Annotated in this window: 18 protein-coding genes and 3 pseudogenes; 16 read left to right on the top strand and 5 right to left on the bottom strand. The window is 59.0% G+C overall.

All coding sequences use genetic code 11. The features are described 5' to 3' along the window. Positions 1–171 precede the first annotated feature (171 nt). On the top strand, positions 172–1572 hold the full coding sequence (locus B0G81_RS39280; protein WP_134143579.1) for a replication initiation protein: 1401 nt from the start codon (positions 172–174) through the stop codon (positions 1570–1572). Positions 1573–1653: 81 nt separating this feature from the next. On the opposite strand, the pseudogene B0G81_RS39275 reads toward B0G81_RS39280, so the two are convergent. Next, positions 1654–1833 (bottom strand): annotated as a pseudogene (locus B0G81_RS39275) (FCD domain-containing protein); the annotation flags it as partial. On the opposite strand from B0G81_RS39275, the gene B0G81_RS45055 reads away from it, so the two are divergent. Then, entirely contained in the window at positions 1750–2037 is a 288-nt protein-coding gene (locus B0G81_RS45055; RefSeq protein WP_243856846.1) for a TrbG/VirB9 family P-type conjugative transfer protein, read from the top strand. The pseudogene B0G81_RS39275 and the gene B0G81_RS45055 sit on opposite strands and share 84 nt — an antisense overlap. 14 nt (positions 2038–2051) lie before the next feature. Then, positions 2052–2207, top strand: coding sequence for a hypothetical protein (locus B0G81_RS45050; protein WP_243856845.1), 156 nt, complete (start codon positions 2052–2054; stop codon positions 2205–2207). Positions 2208–2238: 31 nt separating this feature from the next. Here B0G81_RS45050 and B0G81_RS39265 read toward each other — a convergent pair whose 3' ends face one another. Next, positions 2239–3075 carry a hypothetical protein gene (locus B0G81_RS39265; protein WP_134143577.1) on the bottom strand — a complete coding sequence of 279 codons (837 nt, stop codon included), beginning with the start codon at positions 3073–3075 and terminating at the stop codon, positions 2239–2241. Positions 3076–3591: 516 nt separating this feature from the next. On the opposite strand from B0G81_RS39265, the gene B0G81_RS39260 reads away from it, so the two are divergent. The 9 genes and pseudogenes from B0G81_RS39260 to B0G81_RS39210 all read left to right on the top strand — a co-directional run bounded on the left by B0G81_RS39260 (position 3592) and on the right by B0G81_RS39210 (position 11617). Next, positions 3592–4302: a type IV secretion system protein gene (locus B0G81_RS39260; protein ID WP_134143576.1), complete on the top strand. Its 711-nt coding sequence runs from the start codon at positions 3592–3594 to the stop codon at positions 4300–4302. A gap of 5 nt (positions 4303–4307) precedes the next feature. Next, positions 4308–5189, top strand: a complete 882-nt coding sequence (locus tag B0G81_RS39255; protein ID WP_134143574.1) for a TrbG/VirB9 family P-type conjugative transfer protein — start codon at positions 4308–4310, stop codon at positions 5187–5189. A gap of 2 nt (positions 5190–5191) precedes the next feature. Beyond that, the gene (locus B0G81_RS39250) at positions 5192–6451 is read left to right on the top strand and encodes a TrbI/VirB10 family protein (RefSeq protein WP_134143571.1); all 1260 of its coding nucleotides are present in this window, start codon (positions 5192–5194) and stop codon (positions 6449–6451) included. 620 nt (positions 6452–7071) lie between these two features. Then, entirely contained in the window at positions 7072–7791 is a 720-nt protein-coding gene (locus B0G81_RS39240) for a hypothetical protein (protein WP_347877481.1), read from the top strand. 386 nt (positions 7792–8177) lie between these two features. After that, positions 8178–8660 (top strand): NADAR family protein, encoded by a 483-nt coding sequence (locus B0G81_RS39235; RefSeq protein WP_134143570.1) that lies wholly within the window; start codon positions 8178–8180, stop codon positions 8658–8660. 82 nt (positions 8661–8742) lie between these two features. Beyond that, positions 8743–9006, top strand: a pseudogene (locus B0G81_RS39230) (metallophosphatase family protein); the annotation flags it as partial. 95 nt (positions 9007–9101) lie between these two features. Further along, positions 9102–10736: an SMC family ATPase gene (locus tag B0G81_RS39225; protein ID WP_243856844.1), complete on the top strand. Its 1635-nt coding sequence runs from the start codon at positions 9102–9104 to the stop codon at positions 10734–10736. 293 nt (positions 10737–11029) lie between these two features. Then, a complete protein-coding gene (locus B0G81_RS39215; protein WP_134143566.1) occupies positions 11030–11230 on the top strand; it encodes a hypothetical protein in 201 nt (66 codons plus the stop codon). 42 nt (positions 11231–11272) lie between these two features. Continuing rightward, positions 11273–11617, top strand: coding sequence for a hypothetical protein (locus tag B0G81_RS39210; protein WP_134143564.1), 345 nt, complete (start codon positions 11273–11275; stop codon positions 11615–11617). A gap of 107 nt (positions 11618–11724) precedes the next feature. Here B0G81_RS39210 and B0G81_RS44015 read toward each other — a convergent pair whose 3' ends face one another. Beyond that, complete coding sequence (locus B0G81_RS44015) at positions 11725–12003, bottom strand: hypothetical protein (RefSeq protein WP_166679166.1); 279 nt, start codon at positions 12001–12003, stop codon at positions 11725–11727. A gap of 11 nt (positions 12004–12014) precedes the next feature. Here B0G81_RS44015 and B0G81_RS39205 point away from each other — a divergent pair. Continuing rightward, a pseudogene (locus tag B0G81_RS39205) lies at positions 12015–12312 on the top strand (neutral zinc metallopeptidase); the annotation flags it as partial. Positions 12313–12390: 78 nt separating this feature from the next. Here B0G81_RS39205 and B0G81_RS44010 read toward each other — a convergent pair. Next, entirely contained in the window at positions 12391–12558 is a 168-nt protein-coding gene (locus B0G81_RS44010) for a hypothetical protein (RefSeq protein WP_166679181.1), read from the bottom strand. A gap of 168 nt (positions 12559–12726) precedes the next feature. After that, a complete protein-coding gene (locus tag B0G81_RS39200) occupies positions 12727–13182 on the bottom strand; it encodes a hypothetical protein (protein WP_134143563.1) in 456 nt (151 codons plus the stop codon). Between the two features lie 716 nt (positions 13183–13898). Between B0G81_RS39200 and B0G81_RS39195 the strand changes: the two genes are divergently transcribed. From B0G81_RS39195 to B0G81_RS39180, 3 genes are all read left to right on the top strand, one after another. After that, positions 13899–14189, top strand: a complete 291-nt coding sequence (locus tag B0G81_RS39195) for a type II toxin-antitoxin system ParD family antitoxin (protein ID WP_134143561.1) — start codon at positions 13899–13901, stop codon at positions 14187–14189. Further along, positions 14186–14515: a type II toxin-antitoxin system RelE/ParE family toxin gene (locus tag B0G81_RS39190; RefSeq protein ID WP_090812046.1), complete on the top strand. Its 330-nt coding sequence runs from the start codon at positions 14186–14188 to the stop codon at positions 14513–14515. The genes B0G81_RS39195 and B0G81_RS39190 overlap by 4 nt, the downstream gene beginning before the upstream one ends. Before the next feature lie 1153 nt (positions 14516–15668). Next, a complete protein-coding gene (locus B0G81_RS39180; RefSeq protein ID WP_134143557.1) occupies positions 15669–16184 on the top strand; it encodes a hypothetical protein in 516 nt (171 codons plus the stop codon). Positions 16185–16523: the final 339 nt, after the last annotated feature.

Below are 16523 nucleotides of genomic sequence, written 5' to 3'. Positions count from 1 at the left end.
GGCGGAATTTGTGAGGGGAGGGGCGGAAATTGGGCGACGGAAAGGTGGTTTTTGTGCTGAGCGGGTTTTAGGGCAGTCGACACAGTCCGATTTCCGCACCCTGACCGGGGCGGTTTTTGTGTTGACACCATTTGCGTCCCTGCTAGAGTGCCCGGCATGGAACTGAGTTAAATGGAAAACGACAACCTTCCCGTCACGCCGCATCAGCTAGCTCTGGACATCTATGAAGACATGTCCGGTCAAGGCACGTCCATAAGTGAAGCATCGCGAGACATCGGTTTTCTGCGTAACAACATCTTCACGAGAGTAGGTGGTCTTGGTATCGCCGCACGTCGAGTCCTGGACGCGGCCTACTTTCTCGTCGCAGCCAAGGCGCCGGACGAACTGATCGACGACAAGGTTTACACCTTCACCGCAGAGATAAATTACTTCAAGTGGTTGATGCGTTACGACAGTCGGAACCATAGCCATCTGGTCGCGCAGATGAGGGCCGCAGCGAAGGCGCGCGTCGAAATCATGACCGCACCGTCAATCGAGGAACTGACCGACAAAGACGCGTGGGGCACGATCAGTCTGCTGGGCGATTGCTACATTGATCGGGGCCTTGTCTGCGTTTTACTGTCGGGGCGAGTGATCAAGTACCTGATTAGCCCTTACAAAGCTCATTGGCTCAGTTTGCGCGCGTCGACGGCTTTTTCGCTCTCGCTTTCAAGAGCAATTTACGACCGCCTGATTCCGTGCGAAGGTCACGGGGTTACCGAATGGTTCGCTTACGAAGAGATCTTGGAGTGGCCCGGCAAAGTAGGTGAGTCCAGAAGAGAAGTCAAAGAGTTTAAAAAGCGCTTCCTAGAGCCGGCAATTACCCAACTCAATGAGGTTTCCGATTTCGAGGTCAGTTGGGAAGCGAACGGCGACCGGCTTCCCCCGGAGAAGCTGAGAATGCGCTTCCGCTTCACGAAGAAGCAGGGCGTGGACGCTGCACGTGCGGGCATCGACGATTCGATGTACCTCGTCCTCCATGACGAATTCGCCTTCGCCAGTGAAGATTTCGAGCGCATTGCTCACAACCGGAGCGAATGGACCGACGCACGGCTCATGCAGGCTGTCGAATACACGCGGCACCGCCTGAACGAAGGCAAGATCACTTCGAGCCCGAAGGGGTACCTGTGGAAGGCGCTCATTGGAAACTATCGTATCGGCGACGCTGACAGGAAGATGGTGTCCGTCCGGGCGAATCTGCGAGAAACAGGTAAGAGAGAAGCAAATTCCCGCAGCACGGCCGAAGCAAAGCTTCACGCCAGCCTGGAAGCTCAGAACGAGGTCGCAAAAGCGAAGATCGCTGTCGAAGTGAAGACCGGCAGGGAGTTCTTTGAAGCGGCCGACGCCTCCGTTCAGCGCGATCTGTTCCAGTCCTACATCAGAGGCCTGATGCCACAGCGTCTGATCGAAAAGCAGGGCCTTAAGCGCGAAGAACTGAGCCCGCAAAATATCCTCGTCAAAGACAAGGTGATCGCAGACTCGTTCTGCACTCACGTCTTCGCCAAGCAAAAGAAGATGCGCGTTGCCCAGTAACGCGGCGTGCCCGTGGACCGACTAGGCCGACTCTTATTTCCCCGTCGTTTTGCAACTTGCCGCTGTCACGTGCGCTTAAGCTCAACCCAGTCGTGCGCGAGTAACCTTGCCGTCCGCATCGCTCGTTGCGATCTTCTTCATGTCGCTTCCCACCCAACGCTCTTCAGAAGACTTCAGGTGCGATCGCATCGCCGCCTGTGCGGCAAGCGGGTCGCCTGCCTGCAGTGCATGCAGGACGCTTTCATGCTCTTCAACGGCAGCAACTTCACGCTGATCCCGTCGACTGAGTGTGCTCTTCTATCAGACAGTACGGTTTCAGCATCCGCGCGCGCCGATGGCCCGGGTGCGCCCGACAAGCTCAACTGGGACTACTCGGTCGACGGCAGCGCCGAATTCAAGCCCGAGGTCATGTTTTACGACGGTCACTCGATCTGGATGCGCATGCCCGCGAAAGCGCAAACGTAACGTGGCCGCTGCCGATGTACGAGGACCACGGCGATCGCGTCGTCGGCCATTTCATTCGCAGAGCTTATTTCGTTATTTGCCGGCGGCTGGCCGACAAGATTGTTCTCGTCTCGGGAAAGGATGAAGTGACGGTGGTGCGTGGACGCCGGCGCATGTTCGGAGTGTTCTGACCCTGGCCAAAAAGAACCTAACCGTTGGCCTTCACTCAATGCCAAACCTGGTCTTCAGCATTTCAATCATGAACTTCAGCGCCGCTACGCTGTTAGCGTCCGACTCTTGAAGGTGCAATTCAACGATCAGGCGGCGCTTTGCATTCTTTCCTGGCGCTTTCCTAATCCTCACGTCGACGCCGGGGATATCGATGCCCGCAAGGCGGTTCAGCATCAGTTGGGGTGACGGCCTACGCGGCGAGCGGCCCGCCTCGGCTGCGAGCGCGCGAATATTATTCGCCCCCCGCAGCGCTATCAGCCTCACTATTTCCTTGCCGGCCGCGAAAGTCAGATTGTCACCCGGGAAAAGCATTTTCACCTCAGCTGGCAACGCCTTCTCAATGGTGATCGCCTCGCTAAGCCGGGATTGCGGTATGCCCATATGTGCCGCCGCGACGCCTTTGCTAGGGAACTTGCCTCTCAGGTAATACGCTGCAATGGGGAGCGGCGCGTTCAATCCCGGAGGAGCCGCTCGTGAGCTTACTTCGCCGCCCGATCGCAAGGCACGCAAAATATCCCTTGCGTCCATTCCAGTTGTGTCAATCTCTGCGGCGCTTGCGGCGAGCACGCTTTCTCCACGCTGACTTGCCAGTCTTAGGAGCGCGCGCGCGTGACCACTGCTCAAGCCGGCTTTGTCGAACAGTCCTCTAAGCACCCTGGGCAAACGCGAGACGGCCAGAGCCTCGCCAATCCTCGGTGGCGCCAGGTTTGTCTCGAACAATCTGGACAGCTTGGCTGCTGCCTGACGATATGTGTTCCATTGCGTTCCCACGCCGGCCTTATAAATCGCTGCTAGCCTCAATGCATCGTCGACGACTTTTTCCGTCATTGAAACTTCTCAATAAAATCGCTTGGAAGAAAAGCACATTCAGCAACCCACCGTTGAACGTTTCCACCTAGAAACCGAAAGGTGCACCGTACGGTTGCTTTAGAACCCGGCCAATCGTTTCCGCGTCTGCAACTGCTACTGCGCCGTTGCACCGCGCGTTATCCGTCGCACCTCACGAGCTTTTTAACCATGGTTAATTTTTTGCTCGCGTCGCCCGCGCAACTGACTGTTTTTAAACAAGAAAAAAGCAGCTATCCTGTTCCAGGAATGTAAATCTGTAAAAAAATTCGGAACAGACCGAAACGATACACCGCAGCACGCTCAACGAAACGCCGAAAGGGTGCCGATTTCGATTCTCTTTCCGGCGGAGGTTCATAACCATGGTTAAAGTTTTCGAAGGCCAGCACGGCTTACAGTGAACTCTCGTGACCACAAAGGCGCTCAAATCTCTGTGCCTTTTCCCCCAAAAGCCTTGTTAGAAATTGTTTCAATGGTAGCCATTCATCAAGGGTTGCCATGCGCATTTTCAGGAACAAGCGGCAGGCCGCGCTATCCACGGCCCCCGGCATGTACGCCGAGGAAGATCCATCGACAGTCATTTTCGAGACGAGCACGCGGCTCAAGGTTGAGAGCAACCGCTGGATGCTCATCGCCTTCGCCTGTGCTGCGGTCGCAGCCGGTGCCGTCTGGACACGGCAGCCGCCGCCGTCGGTCACGCGCGTGGTGGGTGTCTCGGCCGACGTGAGCGGTCACCCGGTCGTGACGGAACTCGTCGCCTACAAGCCGGACTCCCAGGCGCTGCGCACGAGCATGCGCGACATGGCGGTGCGTTGGTTCACGATCGAGCCAGTGCTGACCGACAGCCTGCAGACGTCGCGCATGTCGTCGAACATCAATTCGGTAAAGGCCCAGATGATCGGTGCTGCAACCGACCAGTTCAAGAGCTGGATGCGCGACGACGTCCCTTTCCAGCAGATCACCGCCAATCCCAAGCTGATCCGCGAAGTGAACGTGCGCAACATCGCACTGCTTGAAGATCAGACAGTTCTGGTTGAGTTCACAACGACGACCTCGCAGGCGGGCGCGACCGGCAAGCCCGACGTGAAGTCCTATGCGCTGACGCTTCGCTACCAGATCGTGGCGCCAACCGCCGACGCGGCACTCACCGCAAATCCTTTCGGCATTTACATTCCGTTCTTCCGCCTTGAGCGGACCGGTGGAGCTTGACCAGGATGACCTCCCGATATCACCGTCCGACGCTCGGCGTTCTCGTTCTGCTTGCGGCGACGGCATTGCAAATGACGGCGGCGAATGCCAAAAAACCTGCTGACACTAACTCGTTCAACGCAGCGATGATTGCGGGAGACCCGATGAGTCCCGTCAATCCGTTCAATGGTGGCGCGGACCCGCTAACGATGCCTGGTGACGCAAGGATCGGCGTGTTTCCGTACAGCCGCGACCAGATCTTTCGCGTGCTCACTGCACCGCTGAAACTGACGACCATCGAGCTGGAACCCGGCGAGAAGCTGATTGCCGACCCCGCCATGGGCGACAGTGTCCAGTGGGAGATTGACGACGACAAGATGAACCATGTCTTCATCAAGCCGCACAAGGCAGACCTGGTGAACACGCTGCACCTGACGACGAACCGCCGCGAATACGACTTCACGCTAATCGCGTCGCCGGCCGGTGGCTTTTTCTACCAGACCGTGCGCTTCCAGTATCCGCGCGCGCCGATGGCACGAGTGAACGTGCGAGACGAAGCCGGTGGGACAGGCCCGGGCGCGTCCGCCGGAGAACGCGGCGGCGACTCAGGCTCGATCGGCGTGTCGCCGGACAAGCTCAACTGGGACTACTCGGTGGACGGTAACGCGGAATTCAAGCCGGAGGTCGTATTCGACGACGGCCGCTCGATCTGGATGCGCATGCCCGCCAAAGCGCAGACATGGCCGGTGCCCATGTACAAGGATCACGGCGATCGTGTCGTCGGCAACTTCATCCGCCGCGGCGACTTCCTCCTGTTCCAGCGTCTGGCCGACGAGATTGTTCTTGTGTCGGGCAAGGACGAGGTAACGGTGACGCGCGGTCGCCGGCGCATCTTCGGAGTGTTCTGACCGTGGCGAAGAAAACCGAACAGGCCACGCCTAATGCAGAACAGGCTGCACTCGTCAAAGGCAAGACGCCCCGCAATGCGATCATGAGCATTGGCCTGCTGGCCGCCGTCGTGATCGGTGTGCTCGGCTTTTACTACGAGCTGAAGGCAAGCAACCAGGCGCAGGAAGAGGCCCGCCTGAAGAAGGCGTCGGCTCTGAAGAGCAGCACAGAGGCCCCCGGAGCGAGCAACTCCGACATCGACAAGATGATCAGGCAGCAGCAGGAGGCTGCGGCGGCTGAAGCGGCAGCGCGCGCCGCGTCGGATGCATCCGCTGCGCAACGTCCGGGCGTCAAACCCATGCTGACGGGCAATGACTTCCAGCGCGAGGTGGGAGCGGACGATGCCGACACTCGTGCGCTTGCTGCGAGCAACAAGCTCGATGCGATCTATACGTCGTCGGTATTCAAGCAGTCTGGCGCCTCCCGAAATGCCGCCCAGCAGGCGTCGGCCGTGCCGGCGGGCGTACCGTCGCTGGACGATTTTCGCGCGGCTCGAGCCGCGGCGACATCGGGCGTCCCGAACACTGCGGACGCAATGGCGCTCGCGCTGGGCAAACAGGAACAGGCGCCCGAAGACCGCGATCGCGCTTTCCTCAAGGATGCAGCGGGGCAAGGCGGGATCGAGCGGACGACCTTCAACGGACAAGCCCGCGGCTGCACGCTCACACCTCCGCACAACATCCACGTGAAGACCGTCGAAGGTCTGAACTCGGACAAGCCCGGCCGCGTTGCGCTGATGGTCGATCAGGACATCTATGACAGCCTGCATGGCGACTGCCTGATGATACCGAAGGGTTCGTTCATCAACGGCGCGTATAGCGCGGACGTCAAGGTCGGACAGGAGCGCCTGCTTGTCGCGTCGACCAGTCTGCGGCTGCCCAACGGCAAGAGCGTGCCGATGAACGGCATGCAGGGTGCGGACCAGAATGGCGCCGCCGGCTTTTCGGGCGATGTCAACAACCACTTCCTGGCGATCTTTGGCGCAGGCTTCATTACCGCAGTCCTGCTGAAGAGCTTTGACAATGGCTCAAGTACCTCGACGACGGCAAGCCCGATCGGAATCACGACCACGGGGAGCACAGCAGGGCAGGTTGCCGCGACGACTGCGCAGGCCGTGCTTCAACGTAACCAGAACATTCCCCCGACGATCACAGTGCCGGCCGGGCAGCAGTTCCTCGTCCAGGTGACGCAAGACATCGTCATGGAGCCGTACCATGACTAGGCACGTCGTTGCAGCTCTGTTGCTAACGGTCGCGTACTCGTCGGCGGGCGCCGCAGTGATCGAAACCGTGATCAGTCCGACCCGCTTCGTCGTTGAGGAAAGCGGCGAGCGCACGGTCCTCGAGCTCCCCGGTACGCCCGTGTATGCCTGCGGCCTGCAGCGCTTTCTTACGTGGGCGCAACCCCTGAAAGGGCAGAGCATCAACCCGGGGTCGCGCGGCTTCGCATCGGTGCTCGTTGATGGCGCGCCTGAGAGCCTTCAAACGATGCTCGTGAAGAATGGCTGGCTGCAACCGGCAGTGCTTGACGACGACGCGCAGGCCGCGATGACCGAGCGCCGGGGCGGCTGGGCTTGTGCCTCGGCGCAGGCGCCATTCGACGTCATGCATACGAGCGTCGACGCAAAGATCCTCGCTGGCGTCGCGCTGAATGAGTCGGCCTATAAGGGCCGTGCATGGCCGTGGACGCTCAACGTCGCAGGACGCGGCTTTTTCTTTCGCACGCGCGATGACGCCTACAAGGCGATCCGCTTTCTTATCTCCGATGGCCGTTGTGATTTCGATGTTGGCCTGATGCAGGTGAACTGGTGCTATCACCGGCAGCGCTTCGCGTCGCCGTGGGATGCACTATCCACAGTATCAGGAACGCAAGTGCAACCTGAGCGCGAACTTCGTGTTTGCGATTCCCGACGTGAAAGGCCTTGGCCTGATCGAACTTCCGACGAATTCGATTTACGTCCTGCAGAAAGCGTATTCCGCCATGCAGACCGTCTCGCTCGCGCGAGGTCGGCTGACCGGCACGCGCTTCTGGCTGTCGAAGAAGGAGTTCGACATCACGCGGATTGACGACAACGGGCAGGCGGTGCGTCAGAAGCAGATGCTGACGGTGCTCGATGCGGATATCGATCTTGGGGCGTTGCTGGACGCAGGCGATGAGCCGCAGCCAGCGCTGGAAGCGGCGAGCCGGGCAGTGGCTTTGATCGAAGCCGGTGGCAATGTCGAGGTCCTGTCGCAGGCAATGACAGATGCAGCCTCTGAGCCCGTTGGGCAGATGCATAGCGAAACTGTCGGCGCGAGCGGTTCAGGTGCCGACGGCGGCGAGCGCGAAGAGGGTGAGACGCTTGCGGACAAGCGTCACCGCATGTCTGATCTGCTTAACCGGTTGGGACTCAGCCAGCCGGATCGTCAGCAGGATTTTCGCAAGTTCGCGCACGTCCGATTCGGGCGCGGCTGGGCGGAAAGGCCGGCAGACGTCGATCAGATGAACGAACGCCTCACGGCGGCGCTCGATGATCGCGCGGCGTTTGACGACGAGATCATGCAGGCAGTGACCTACGTCTGACCTCAGACCGGCCCCTTCGGGGCTGGTCGTTCTTCTTTCTTCTTCGCGTACCGAGAACCCTTCAGCAAGCGGCACTTGCTAAAGCGTTTTCGACCGCGCATCCCTGTGCATCGAATTCTTCCGCCATGACGGCGGATCATTTCCCTGTCTTGATGGAGTATCAACTTTATGTCGAACGATCTGGGCGCCCTCACGGGTCTGCAGCAGATGCGTTGCAGTGGTTGTGGTGGTGACCTGTTCAAGGTCTTCACCGGATCGAACGCAGCGGACCGTTGTCCAATGTCAGCAGTGCATGGGCACCTCGTTTATCGAACCGCAACCTGCGAAGCTGCAGATCAGTTGGGGAGAAGGCGACGGCTGCATCACAGTCTTCTAGGAGTTCCACCATGCGCAAGATCGCAAACTTCACGCTGTTTTTTGGTGAGCAGGACGCGCTGAGTAACTGGCATCCGTGCCGCTTCTGCTATCACGGCGTGGACTTTACCTCGGTCGAGCAGTTCATGATGTTTTCGAAAGCGAAGCTGTTTGGCGACGAGCAAGCGTCCGCAGCGATTTTCGCGGCGCGTCATCCGAAAGATCAGAAGGCGATCGGGCGTGGCGTGAAAGGTTTCGACCTTGCAACGTGGGAAGGCAAGCGCGAGGCGATTGTCTATGTCGGGTGTCGGGAGAAGTTTGCCCAGAACCCGGGATTGCGCTCGCTGCTTCTGGCGACTGAGCCGACCGAGCTTGTCGAAGCCAGTCCTTACGACCGCATCTGGGGCGTAGGGCTAGGTGAGCGGGACCCGCTGATTCTTGACAAGGCGAACTGGCGTGGCACGAACCTGCTTGGCGTCACGCTGATGAAGGTGCGCGACACCCTGTCTCGCTGACTGTTTTTCCGACTGCGCCGCCTGGCGCGCGATCCATTTGAGGCTGCCCCTGGGCGGCCTTTTTTCTTTTTCAGGAGGCGACGTGAAAATCGCTCACATGTCTGACCTGCATTACTCGCCAGAAAACCTCGATGAGGCGGACCGGTGCTTTTCTTTCGCAGTCCAAGACGCGATGAATCGCTGTATGGACGTCGCTGTTATTTCCGGCGACTCGACCGATCATCGGCTTGATGCGCATGCGCCGTCGCTGAACCGGCTGGCGTGGAACATCAATCACCTGAGTCTGTCGATGCCGGTGTTGATGCTTCAAGGCACCTTTTCACATGAGCCACCGGGAACGCGAGAGCGTTGCTTGTTCCGACGCCGGCGCGCGAGACGATCCAGTCGGACCTGACAGCGCTTGTAGGCAAACGGCAAAGGAAAGCGGAGGTTGAGCGATCGATGCTGGCGCAGGGCGATGTCCTGCGTGAGACCCGGGCGCAACGCGATCTGAAGCTTGAGGAAGCCGCAAAGCTGACTCAGGAGCGCGCAACGCTGGCGGCAAAGGCAGGCGAATCGTCAACGGCTGAAGCGAGGCTTCGTGAACTGTCGGTGCGCGCTGGCGAACTGGTGAAGGGCGTACAGGCGCTGGATGGTGACGAGCGGGCGGCATCCGTTCGGAGCCAGCAGCGTGTGAATGCGCTGAAGCAGACCGTGACCAGTCACCAGACGACGCTCGCCCGCAAGGAAGCGATTCTGGGTGCGGCAGCCAGGCGTGACGAAGCCCACCTACTGATTGCTCGTGAGGAGGTAAAGCTGGAGCCTCTGCAACGGGTTATCGCGGAGCTTGAGGCGAAGCAGGTCAGTCATGCCACCCTTCAGAGCTCACTTTCGGGTCTCATGACGCAGGGTCAGACTAAAGCCGCCCACTTCGAGACATTGACGAAGCAGGCTGCGGTAGTCGACCAGGTGCCGTGTGTGGGGCATGCGATGCATGCCACGTGTCCGCTGCTCAGTCAGGCGTTGCAGGCGAAGTCGCAGGCAGAGGAGCAACGGGTGTCGGTCGCCGAACTTCGCGCGCAGTATCGCGAGAAGAAAGCACAGGCCGATGCGCTTGCTCCAGTCGTTGCAGAACTTGCTGCGAAGCGCAGTGAGCGTGATGCGCTCACCGCGATTCTGACCGAAGCGCGGCGCAACCTGCAGGCGGCGACTGAGCTTGCAGCCAGCAAGCCGCTTCTCGATGCTGCAGCAGCGGGCCTTGAGACCGCTAACGCGGAATTAAGGCAGGTCGCGGACGAAGTCGCTGCGCGCTCAACCCGATACGAGTCTGAAAAGGCACGTATGACGGCTGAGATGACCAGAATCCATGCGGAATCGAAGCAGCTTGCAGCCGTCGATGTGACGGCCGCGATTGCGGAGACTGACCGGAAGCTGGCCACCAATCGCGAGTCTGTCGCAGAACTTGAGGGCCGGATTGAAGGTGCGATCCGTGCCCAGACAGTGCTACAGGCCGAAGCCAACGGACTAGCGGCGGACCTGAGCGGGTTTTCTGCTACGCAACGGCGCGCCGACCGGCTCTCCGATGAAATTGCGCAGTGGAAGCTGCTCGAGAAAGGACTCGGCAACGACGGCGTTATTGCGTTGACGATCGACGACGCGGGTCCCGCACTGGCCGACACCGTCAACAGGCTGCTGCTTGCCTGTTACGGCACGCGCTTCACGGTCGAAATCCGCACGCAGCGCGCGCTTGCAAATGGCGAACTGCGCGAAGGTTTCGAGATCCTTGTGCACGACGCCGAGGCCGACAGTACGAAGTCGGTGTCGGTGATGTCGGGCGGTCAGAAGGTCTGGATCAACGAGTGTCTGACGCGTGGAATTGCGCTGTATCAGGCGCAGAACACGGGGCAGCCTTACCAGACGCTTTTTAGTGACGAGTCCGATGGTCCGCTCGATCCGCAGCGCAAGCTGCAGTTCATGCGGATGAAACGGGAGGTGCTGAAACAGGGCGGGTATGAGCGGGAGTTTTTCATCTCGCAATCGCCTGATCTGGTGAGTGAGGCCGATGCCGTGATCGACGTTCAGGCGCTGGCCGCGTGACGTGTCATTTCTTTTTAACCCTGTGGGGAACGCCCCCACAGGGCGTTTCCTCGCTTTTTTCCAACGAGGAACGCCGATGTTCGCTTTTCGAAATCTTCAGAAACGCACTGAAGCGGTAACGCTGTCAGTTCGTCCCTGTTCCCCGCGCTCGGGTACCACTCGCTCCTATGTCCTGAACGGCACGCTCATGCGTGACGTCCTGATTAACGGCAAGTGGGTGACTGTCCACGCGAGCGATCCCGCTAATTCACGTACCGCTTAGGCGGCGCACATCCTTTATTCGAGATATCCAGATGCAAAACCTTCTGATGCTGCTGCTCGCGGCAGGTAGTTCGTCGCTATGCGCATGTACGGCCCAACCACAGGCGCATGTGACCAATCTGCGGCCGGTGATTGTTGTCCAGAACCCGAGAGGTGAACGGGGCGATTTCACGATCTGCCCGGACGGTCGGGTGCTTGTCTATCCGATCAGTCAACCGAAGTCGTGTTCCTGATTCGCTGAGTGTTCATGCGTTGAAATGCCCCGGCTTCCTCTTATGGAAGCCGGGGCATTCCCGTTTAAGCGGCACCTGCTGGAGCACTGGCTGGCAAGCCTGACGTCATCAGGCGGCGACTTTTTTTCAACACCCTGTGCGGGCATGCAGCCCGTCTGGGGCTGCTCCGCATTTGCCTGTGGAGTATCTATGTTTGAAGCTGCAATTCCTGGATTTTACCCGGAGCGATTCGACTCCGAAGCCGACGCGATCAAGTACATCGATGGGCAGCCGACGTGTCCGAATGAGGTGCGACCGTGGGTTCGCAAGGTCAACCGGACGGCCGGCGAAGGTGAGTTTCTGATCATCGGTGGCAGACCGACCCGTGACCGGGAGTCTGCGCGATGAGTACCGCGCTCACCGAGCCGAGCTGGCTTTCCGCTTACGCGACGGGCGAGAAACAGGGTTGGGCGCAGGCTTGTTCCCCGCATTTCGGTTGTCGGGAAAGTCAGCGATCATGTGGCCAAGTTCGTGTAGCTCGGAGTTGCCGAGGCATCGCCAAGCCGTTCGTCGGTCGTCAGGAAGTGCGTTGTCCTGCTTTTGGTGTTTGTACCGCAAACCCCAAGCTGGCGATGCTCGTTGACCCATACAACGCCACTTCCGCATTCGGCAACCATCGAAGAACAAGGATCAGGATTTGCCTCGCCCTCGAGAAAGACAATCTCCAGCCATAACCATGTCATCGTCCGTTTTTTCCCGGGTGGTGAATCAGCCTCCTTGCCGAAACCGCGCATGCGCGTATTTGCGCATGTCGCAGGCGCGGGGCAATGCGTTGTTCAAGCGCCTCGAATTGCAGGCGGAGCGTGTGAGCGGCGGTCGCGCAGCGGTTGGACGCGAAGCTGATGGAGCCGGGCAACTTCGAGCAGGGCCTGAACGCAGCAGGCGCGATCAGCGACGACCGGTTGCAGCGGCAATCGCAGGGACGCGTCGTGCCCGAAGCATTCACGCACGGCACGAGTGAGCAGCGGCAGCGGTGGCTGCGGCGCGGCATGGCGACGGGCGATATCCGCCAATGCGATACGATCCCGGCGCAGTCCTTGTAAGCCAGGTGTTTCGCAGACCGGACGTGAAGAAATCCGGGGCGTCCGCGTCGTGTCCGCCATCCACAGCGCGACTCGCGCTCACAGTGTGCTTTCCTCGTCCCCTCCATTACTCGCGTCGTCTTCGTTGATACGCGGCCACGGCCACGCTTGCACTGCCCAGGACGGCGGATCATCAACTGTCTCGAATCCGTACTCATGCGGATCTTCGAAGATGTCGGAAAACGTCTCTTCCAGTATTTGCTGCATGTAGTCGACGTGTCGAATGCATCATGGGATGCCACTGCTTTCGAATGCGGTTTTGTCCTGCGATCACTTTGCGGGTCGGCAGATCGATTACGAACCGGTGCGACATATATGGCTCACTCGCCCACAAGGATTCCCAGCGCCCAACGGCATAACGATGTGGTGCTGGGTTCATGGAAGCAGCCTCGCAACGCAGGCGCTTGCCGGCTTGTCTTTGTCGTGGCCGACATGGAAGGCGACGGCGCCACCGACGACATCGAGCGAGTGGATGTGAAGCGGCTGAGCGGTATTGCCAACTGACCGGTTAGCAGCACGCCCGTGGCACCACACTCTAGAAGCGTCGACCCGGACTGGATAGTCGGTCAGCCGCACACCCGTCTGCACCACGGGCCGCATGCACACGTGGCACACACCAGTCAACTCGCCGTCGATGACCCTGTTCAGCACGACGGCCAGCGCAATGGCAATGTCAGCATGGTGCGGTTGCGATGGCTCGCCACCAAGGGGATACACGACCGTCCGGACGAGCTTCCGATTTTTCGCTAGCACGATCCGGTAGCGCGCGACGCGCGACGCGCGGCGCCATGCCGGATAGACGATGTTTTTGAAACGACTTTTGTAGACCATAGCTCAGCCTCAGTGTGTCGCCGTACCCTATGTTCGGCGCACACACCAGGTTACGCATAAATAACGGAAATCAAGGAACGCTGACGAATCTGTAGGCATCTGATGCGGCGCGCCTACGTCCGCCGTCCGACGGTCTTTTTCGTTTCCCCCGAGACGCCAGGCATAGCGCTGCGGTCGAAAGTATTCAAAGAGCCCAGCTATTCAAAGAGCCAGCGTTTATTACGCAACTAACGGTCAGGCATCCGCCGTCGCCTGCCTGGCTTCGCCCCGCTCCCGCCTAGCAGGGTCGCACGGGCCGCGTGTTTTCATGTTCCATCTAACTCCCACTGTGTGAGGGCAGTGTCCGCTTGCAGCTCAGCGGCTTCCCCGCGCTGCATGTCCACACGGGCCTTTTCGCAAACGCTATGAACACTTGCCATCCCCAGCCCTCGGCTCGGCTCACCCCGTCGCTCCGGTGCGTCCGCCAGCTCGCAATAGGTCGGTGCCACCTGTGGACACCCGATGCGCAGACGTGCCGGCTAAATTTCCCCGGTGGCCGATGTCCATTGGGGCGCTGATCAACGTCATTTGCGCAGGACCAAGGTCGTGGAGAATGCACTTTCTTGCGTGAGCGTTGATGAAGCTGACGGCACCCGTCGCGCTGCGTCCGCCTACCTGCGGAGCCGTTAATCAGGTGTATGATACTCTCATATGTTCATGAAAACAGGGGCTAGATCATGGCAAGCAAACCGCTAACGATTACTCTGACACCCGAGCTGTACGAGTTCGTGCGCTCCCGAAGCGCAGGCGGCGACTACAACAGCGACAGTGAGGTAGTCAGGGACGGTCTCAGGCTGCTTAAGGAGCGCGATCAGCTCGTCAAGAACTGGCTGAAAGAACAGGTTGTGCCGGCGTACGAGAAACTGAAAGCCAATCCCGGAAACGCTCTAACCCGTGAGCAATCCGAAGCCAGGTTAGCCGAACGGCGCAGCCAACGCAGGGCAAAGAGAAAGGAACCTGCCGCGTGATTCAGTACGTTGTAAATTATGCGGAAGAGTTCGACGAACGGCTGGAAATCATCGCGGACTACATGGAGTTCCACGGGCGCTCTGAGGCTTCAATTGCACGATATATCACGGAGGTGTACGACGCGTGCGAAGCATTCGCGACTTACCCGAATCGTGGAACTCCCCAGGACGATGTGATGCCGGGTCTCAAGACTACTCACTACAAGGGGGATACGATTCTCGCCTTTGTCGTTGAGGAAGATGCAGAAGCGGTGTGGTTTCTTGGCGTCTTTTACGGTGGCCAGGATTGGCAGTCGGCATTCAGCGATCGGAGTTCGAACCACTAGAAGTACTCCACATTCGCGGACGGATTGAGTAGTCACGCATGATGCAATTCGCTTGTCGGCAACCCATACTGCGTGATTTCAAAAATCTTAAGAAAACTATTCAGATAGGTCGTGACTCTCGCCTGCAATGTTGAGTCGCAACGCAGCCCCAGGGTATTTGTCTCACCTCGATAGGATTCGTTCGGAATCCTGCATACAAGACGTTGGCGATTTTATTTATGTCAACCTCGCTATTAATGGAAGAAAACTTATCTTAATGGTCACCTCCTGCGACCGTCATCAACGGCGACGCTGGTTGTCCGAGATGGCGAACGGCCGCTTCCGGCGACGGCGAACAGCTCAGGTCACAAAGCACGGCGGTCATTCACAGACTGGTGGTTCCGACTTTCACCCGTCCCCGCTTGACCACGCAAGCGCACTAGCCATTGGTCGTGGACTAGCGCAGGCGCCGAGTTCGAGTCGTCTGAATCTTCCCGGTTCTTCGCGGACACGTCGCCGCGAACACTCCGCGCGTATGGTGTTTCTCGTGGTCGTGCCGCAGCGACAATCTCCTGGCAAGCGGCTGCGGTAAATGTCTGCCGGGTTCGTTCCGTCCCCCGGCTTGTTCGGACGCTATCATCAGCGCAAAAGTCGCACGCTCCGCCTATCCAGGCGTCGGCATTCGATGCCCCGAGTTGCCAGTTCCTGTGCCTTCTTCGTAAATCCGGCAAGCAGCTGAATCATGTCGGCTCTCACTTTTGCGGGAGCTGTCTTCATTGAACCGGAATTGAACGGTGGATGAGGATCGTATTCACTCACGAGCTGGGTACATTCGGCATAAAAACGGCTGCGCAGTTCCGCCATTCCGGATGGGCTTTTTTTTCTTGTCCTGTTTGGACAAAAGCTTGCCTCGATCGACAGCTTGCGACCGCATCTTCTTTCGGCCGACTACACTCCGCCTCGGTCTTCGAGGGGCGGTCTTTCTCGGAATCTATTCGTCCCTCGATTTTTTTGGCCTGCCAATGCTCTTATGGCAGGCTTTTTTTTACGACTTGGCGAAAACCGATACCGCGAGAGATTAAGCAGCCCTGCTTGCTAAGCTCTCTTTCACCCTCCGCACGATTTCGAATTGTTACAACGCGTCACAAAACGAATCTGCTCTAGGGGTACACCGATGAAAAAAGCAAGTTTGAGTTCTGTCGCATGCCTCGTGGCGCTGTCGGGCTGCGCTTCGATCGTCAGCGGCACGAACCAAGTGGTGTCGGTGCACACAGTAAAGGGCGCAGAGGAACTGGCCGGACCCGCATGCAAACTAGAGAATAACAAAGGCGCGTGGTTCGTTAAATCGCCCGGCACCGTGACCGTCCATCGCGCATACAGCGACCTCACGATCAGATGTGAGAAAGACGGTATCGATCCCGGTATTGCGACGATTAAATCGAGTGCGAAAGGCATGGCCTTCGGCAACATCCTCTTCGGCGGGCTGATCGGAGCCGGCGTCGACATGAGCACCGGTGCTGCATACGATTATCCGGCGCTGATTACGGTTAGCATGGGGCTGACGACAACTATCGAACCAGCAAAGAAGACCGACGGCACGCAACCGGCAACGCCAGCAGCAAGTCCGACAGCAGGCCCCACACTCGCGGCAGCAAAAAATCTGAAGCCAACCGAAGGAAACTCGAAGTAATCGACGCACACCGCGATGGGAAGAAGCCGGGTCGGAAGGGTTGCGGAAGGCTTTCCATGCAATGGACGTATGGCTGCGCGACCTCGATTCAAAGTCCGGACGCCTCGGCCCGTCCATCCGGATGGGCTTTTTTTTGGTGCGCCGAGCATGCACAACAGCTTGGTGGAAGTCCGCTGTCCAACCTGATGGTGGTGAAGGACTAACGAAACGCAAGGGCGTCGTCGTGAGGCGGGGTCTGAAGGAAGCGTGTAGCAAAGCCACGACCTGACGAACAGAAACCAGATATGAGGCCTACCTGGGCGGACGAGCGAGCCAATGATCGCGAAGTCCATAACCATC

The organism is Paraburkholderia sp. BL6665CI2N2 (assembly GCF_004366535.1).
In the GTDB taxonomy this organism is placed as follows: domain Bacteria; phylum Pseudomonadota; class Gammaproteobacteria; order Burkholderiales; family Burkholderiaceae; genus Paraburkholderia.
The sequence above is the reverse complement of the archived record's forward strand: the minus strand, read 5'-3'. Positions and strand labels throughout refer to the sequence as shown.

Bases quoted from the DNA above. Each gene is read 5' to 3' on its own strand.
- B0G81_RS39180 (WP_134143557.1), top strand. From the start codon at position 15,669: ATGAAAAAAGCAAGTTTGAGTTCTGTCGCATGCCTCGTGGCGCTGTCG.
- B0G81_RS39235 (WP_134143570.1), top strand. From the start codon at position 8,178: ATGCGCAAGATCGCAAACTTCACGCTGTTTTTTGGTGAGCAGGACGCG.
- B0G81_RS44015 (WP_166679166.1), bottom strand. From the start codon at position 12,003: ATGCGCGGTTTCGGCAAGGAGGCTGATTCACCACCCGGGAAAAAACGG.
- B0G81_RS39210 (WP_134143564.1), top strand. From the start codon at position 11,273: ATGGAAGCCGGGGCATTCCCGTTTAAGCGGCACCTGCTGGAGCACTGG.
- B0G81_RS39265 (WP_134143577.1), bottom strand. From the start codon at position 3,075: ATGACGGAAAAAGTCGTCGACGATGCATTGAGGCTAGCAGCGATTTAT.
- B0G81_RS39225 (WP_243856844.1), top strand. From the start codon at position 9,102: ATGCTGGCGCAGGGCGATGTCCTGCGTGAGACCCGGGCGCAACGCGAT.
- B0G81_RS39215 (WP_134143566.1), top strand. From the start codon at position 11,030: ATGCAAAACCTTCTGATGCTGCTGCTCGCGGCAGGTAGTTCGTCGCTA.
- B0G81_RS39240 (WP_347877481.1), top strand. From the start codon at position 7,072: ATGCACTATCCACAGTATCAGGAACGCAAGTGCAACCTGAGCGCGAAC.
- B0G81_RS39195 (WP_134143561.1), top strand. From the start codon at position 13,899: ATGGCAAGCAAACCGCTAACGATTACTCTGACACCCGAGCTGTACGAG.
- B0G81_RS45050 (WP_243856845.1), top strand. From the start codon at position 2,052: ATGTACGAGGACCACGGCGATCGCGTCGTCGGCCATTTCATTCGCAGA.
- B0G81_RS39280 (WP_134143579.1), top strand. From the start codon at position 172: ATGGAAAACGACAACCTTCCCGTCACGCCGCATCAGCTAGCTCTGGAC.
- B0G81_RS44010 (WP_166679181.1), bottom strand. From the start codon at position 12,558: ATGCAGCAAATACTGGAAGAGACGTTTTCCGACATCTTCGAAGATCCG.
- B0G81_RS39260 (WP_134143576.1), top strand. From the start codon at position 3,592: ATGCGCATTTTCAGGAACAAGCGGCAGGCCGCGCTATCCACGGCCCCC.
- B0G81_RS39200 (WP_134143563.1), bottom strand. From the start codon at position 13,182: ATGGTCTACAAAAGTCGTTTCAAAAACATCGTCTATCCGGCATGGCGC.
- B0G81_RS39255 (WP_134143574.1), top strand. From the start codon at position 4,308: ATGACCTCCCGATATCACCGTCCGACGCTCGGCGTTCTCGTTCTGCTT.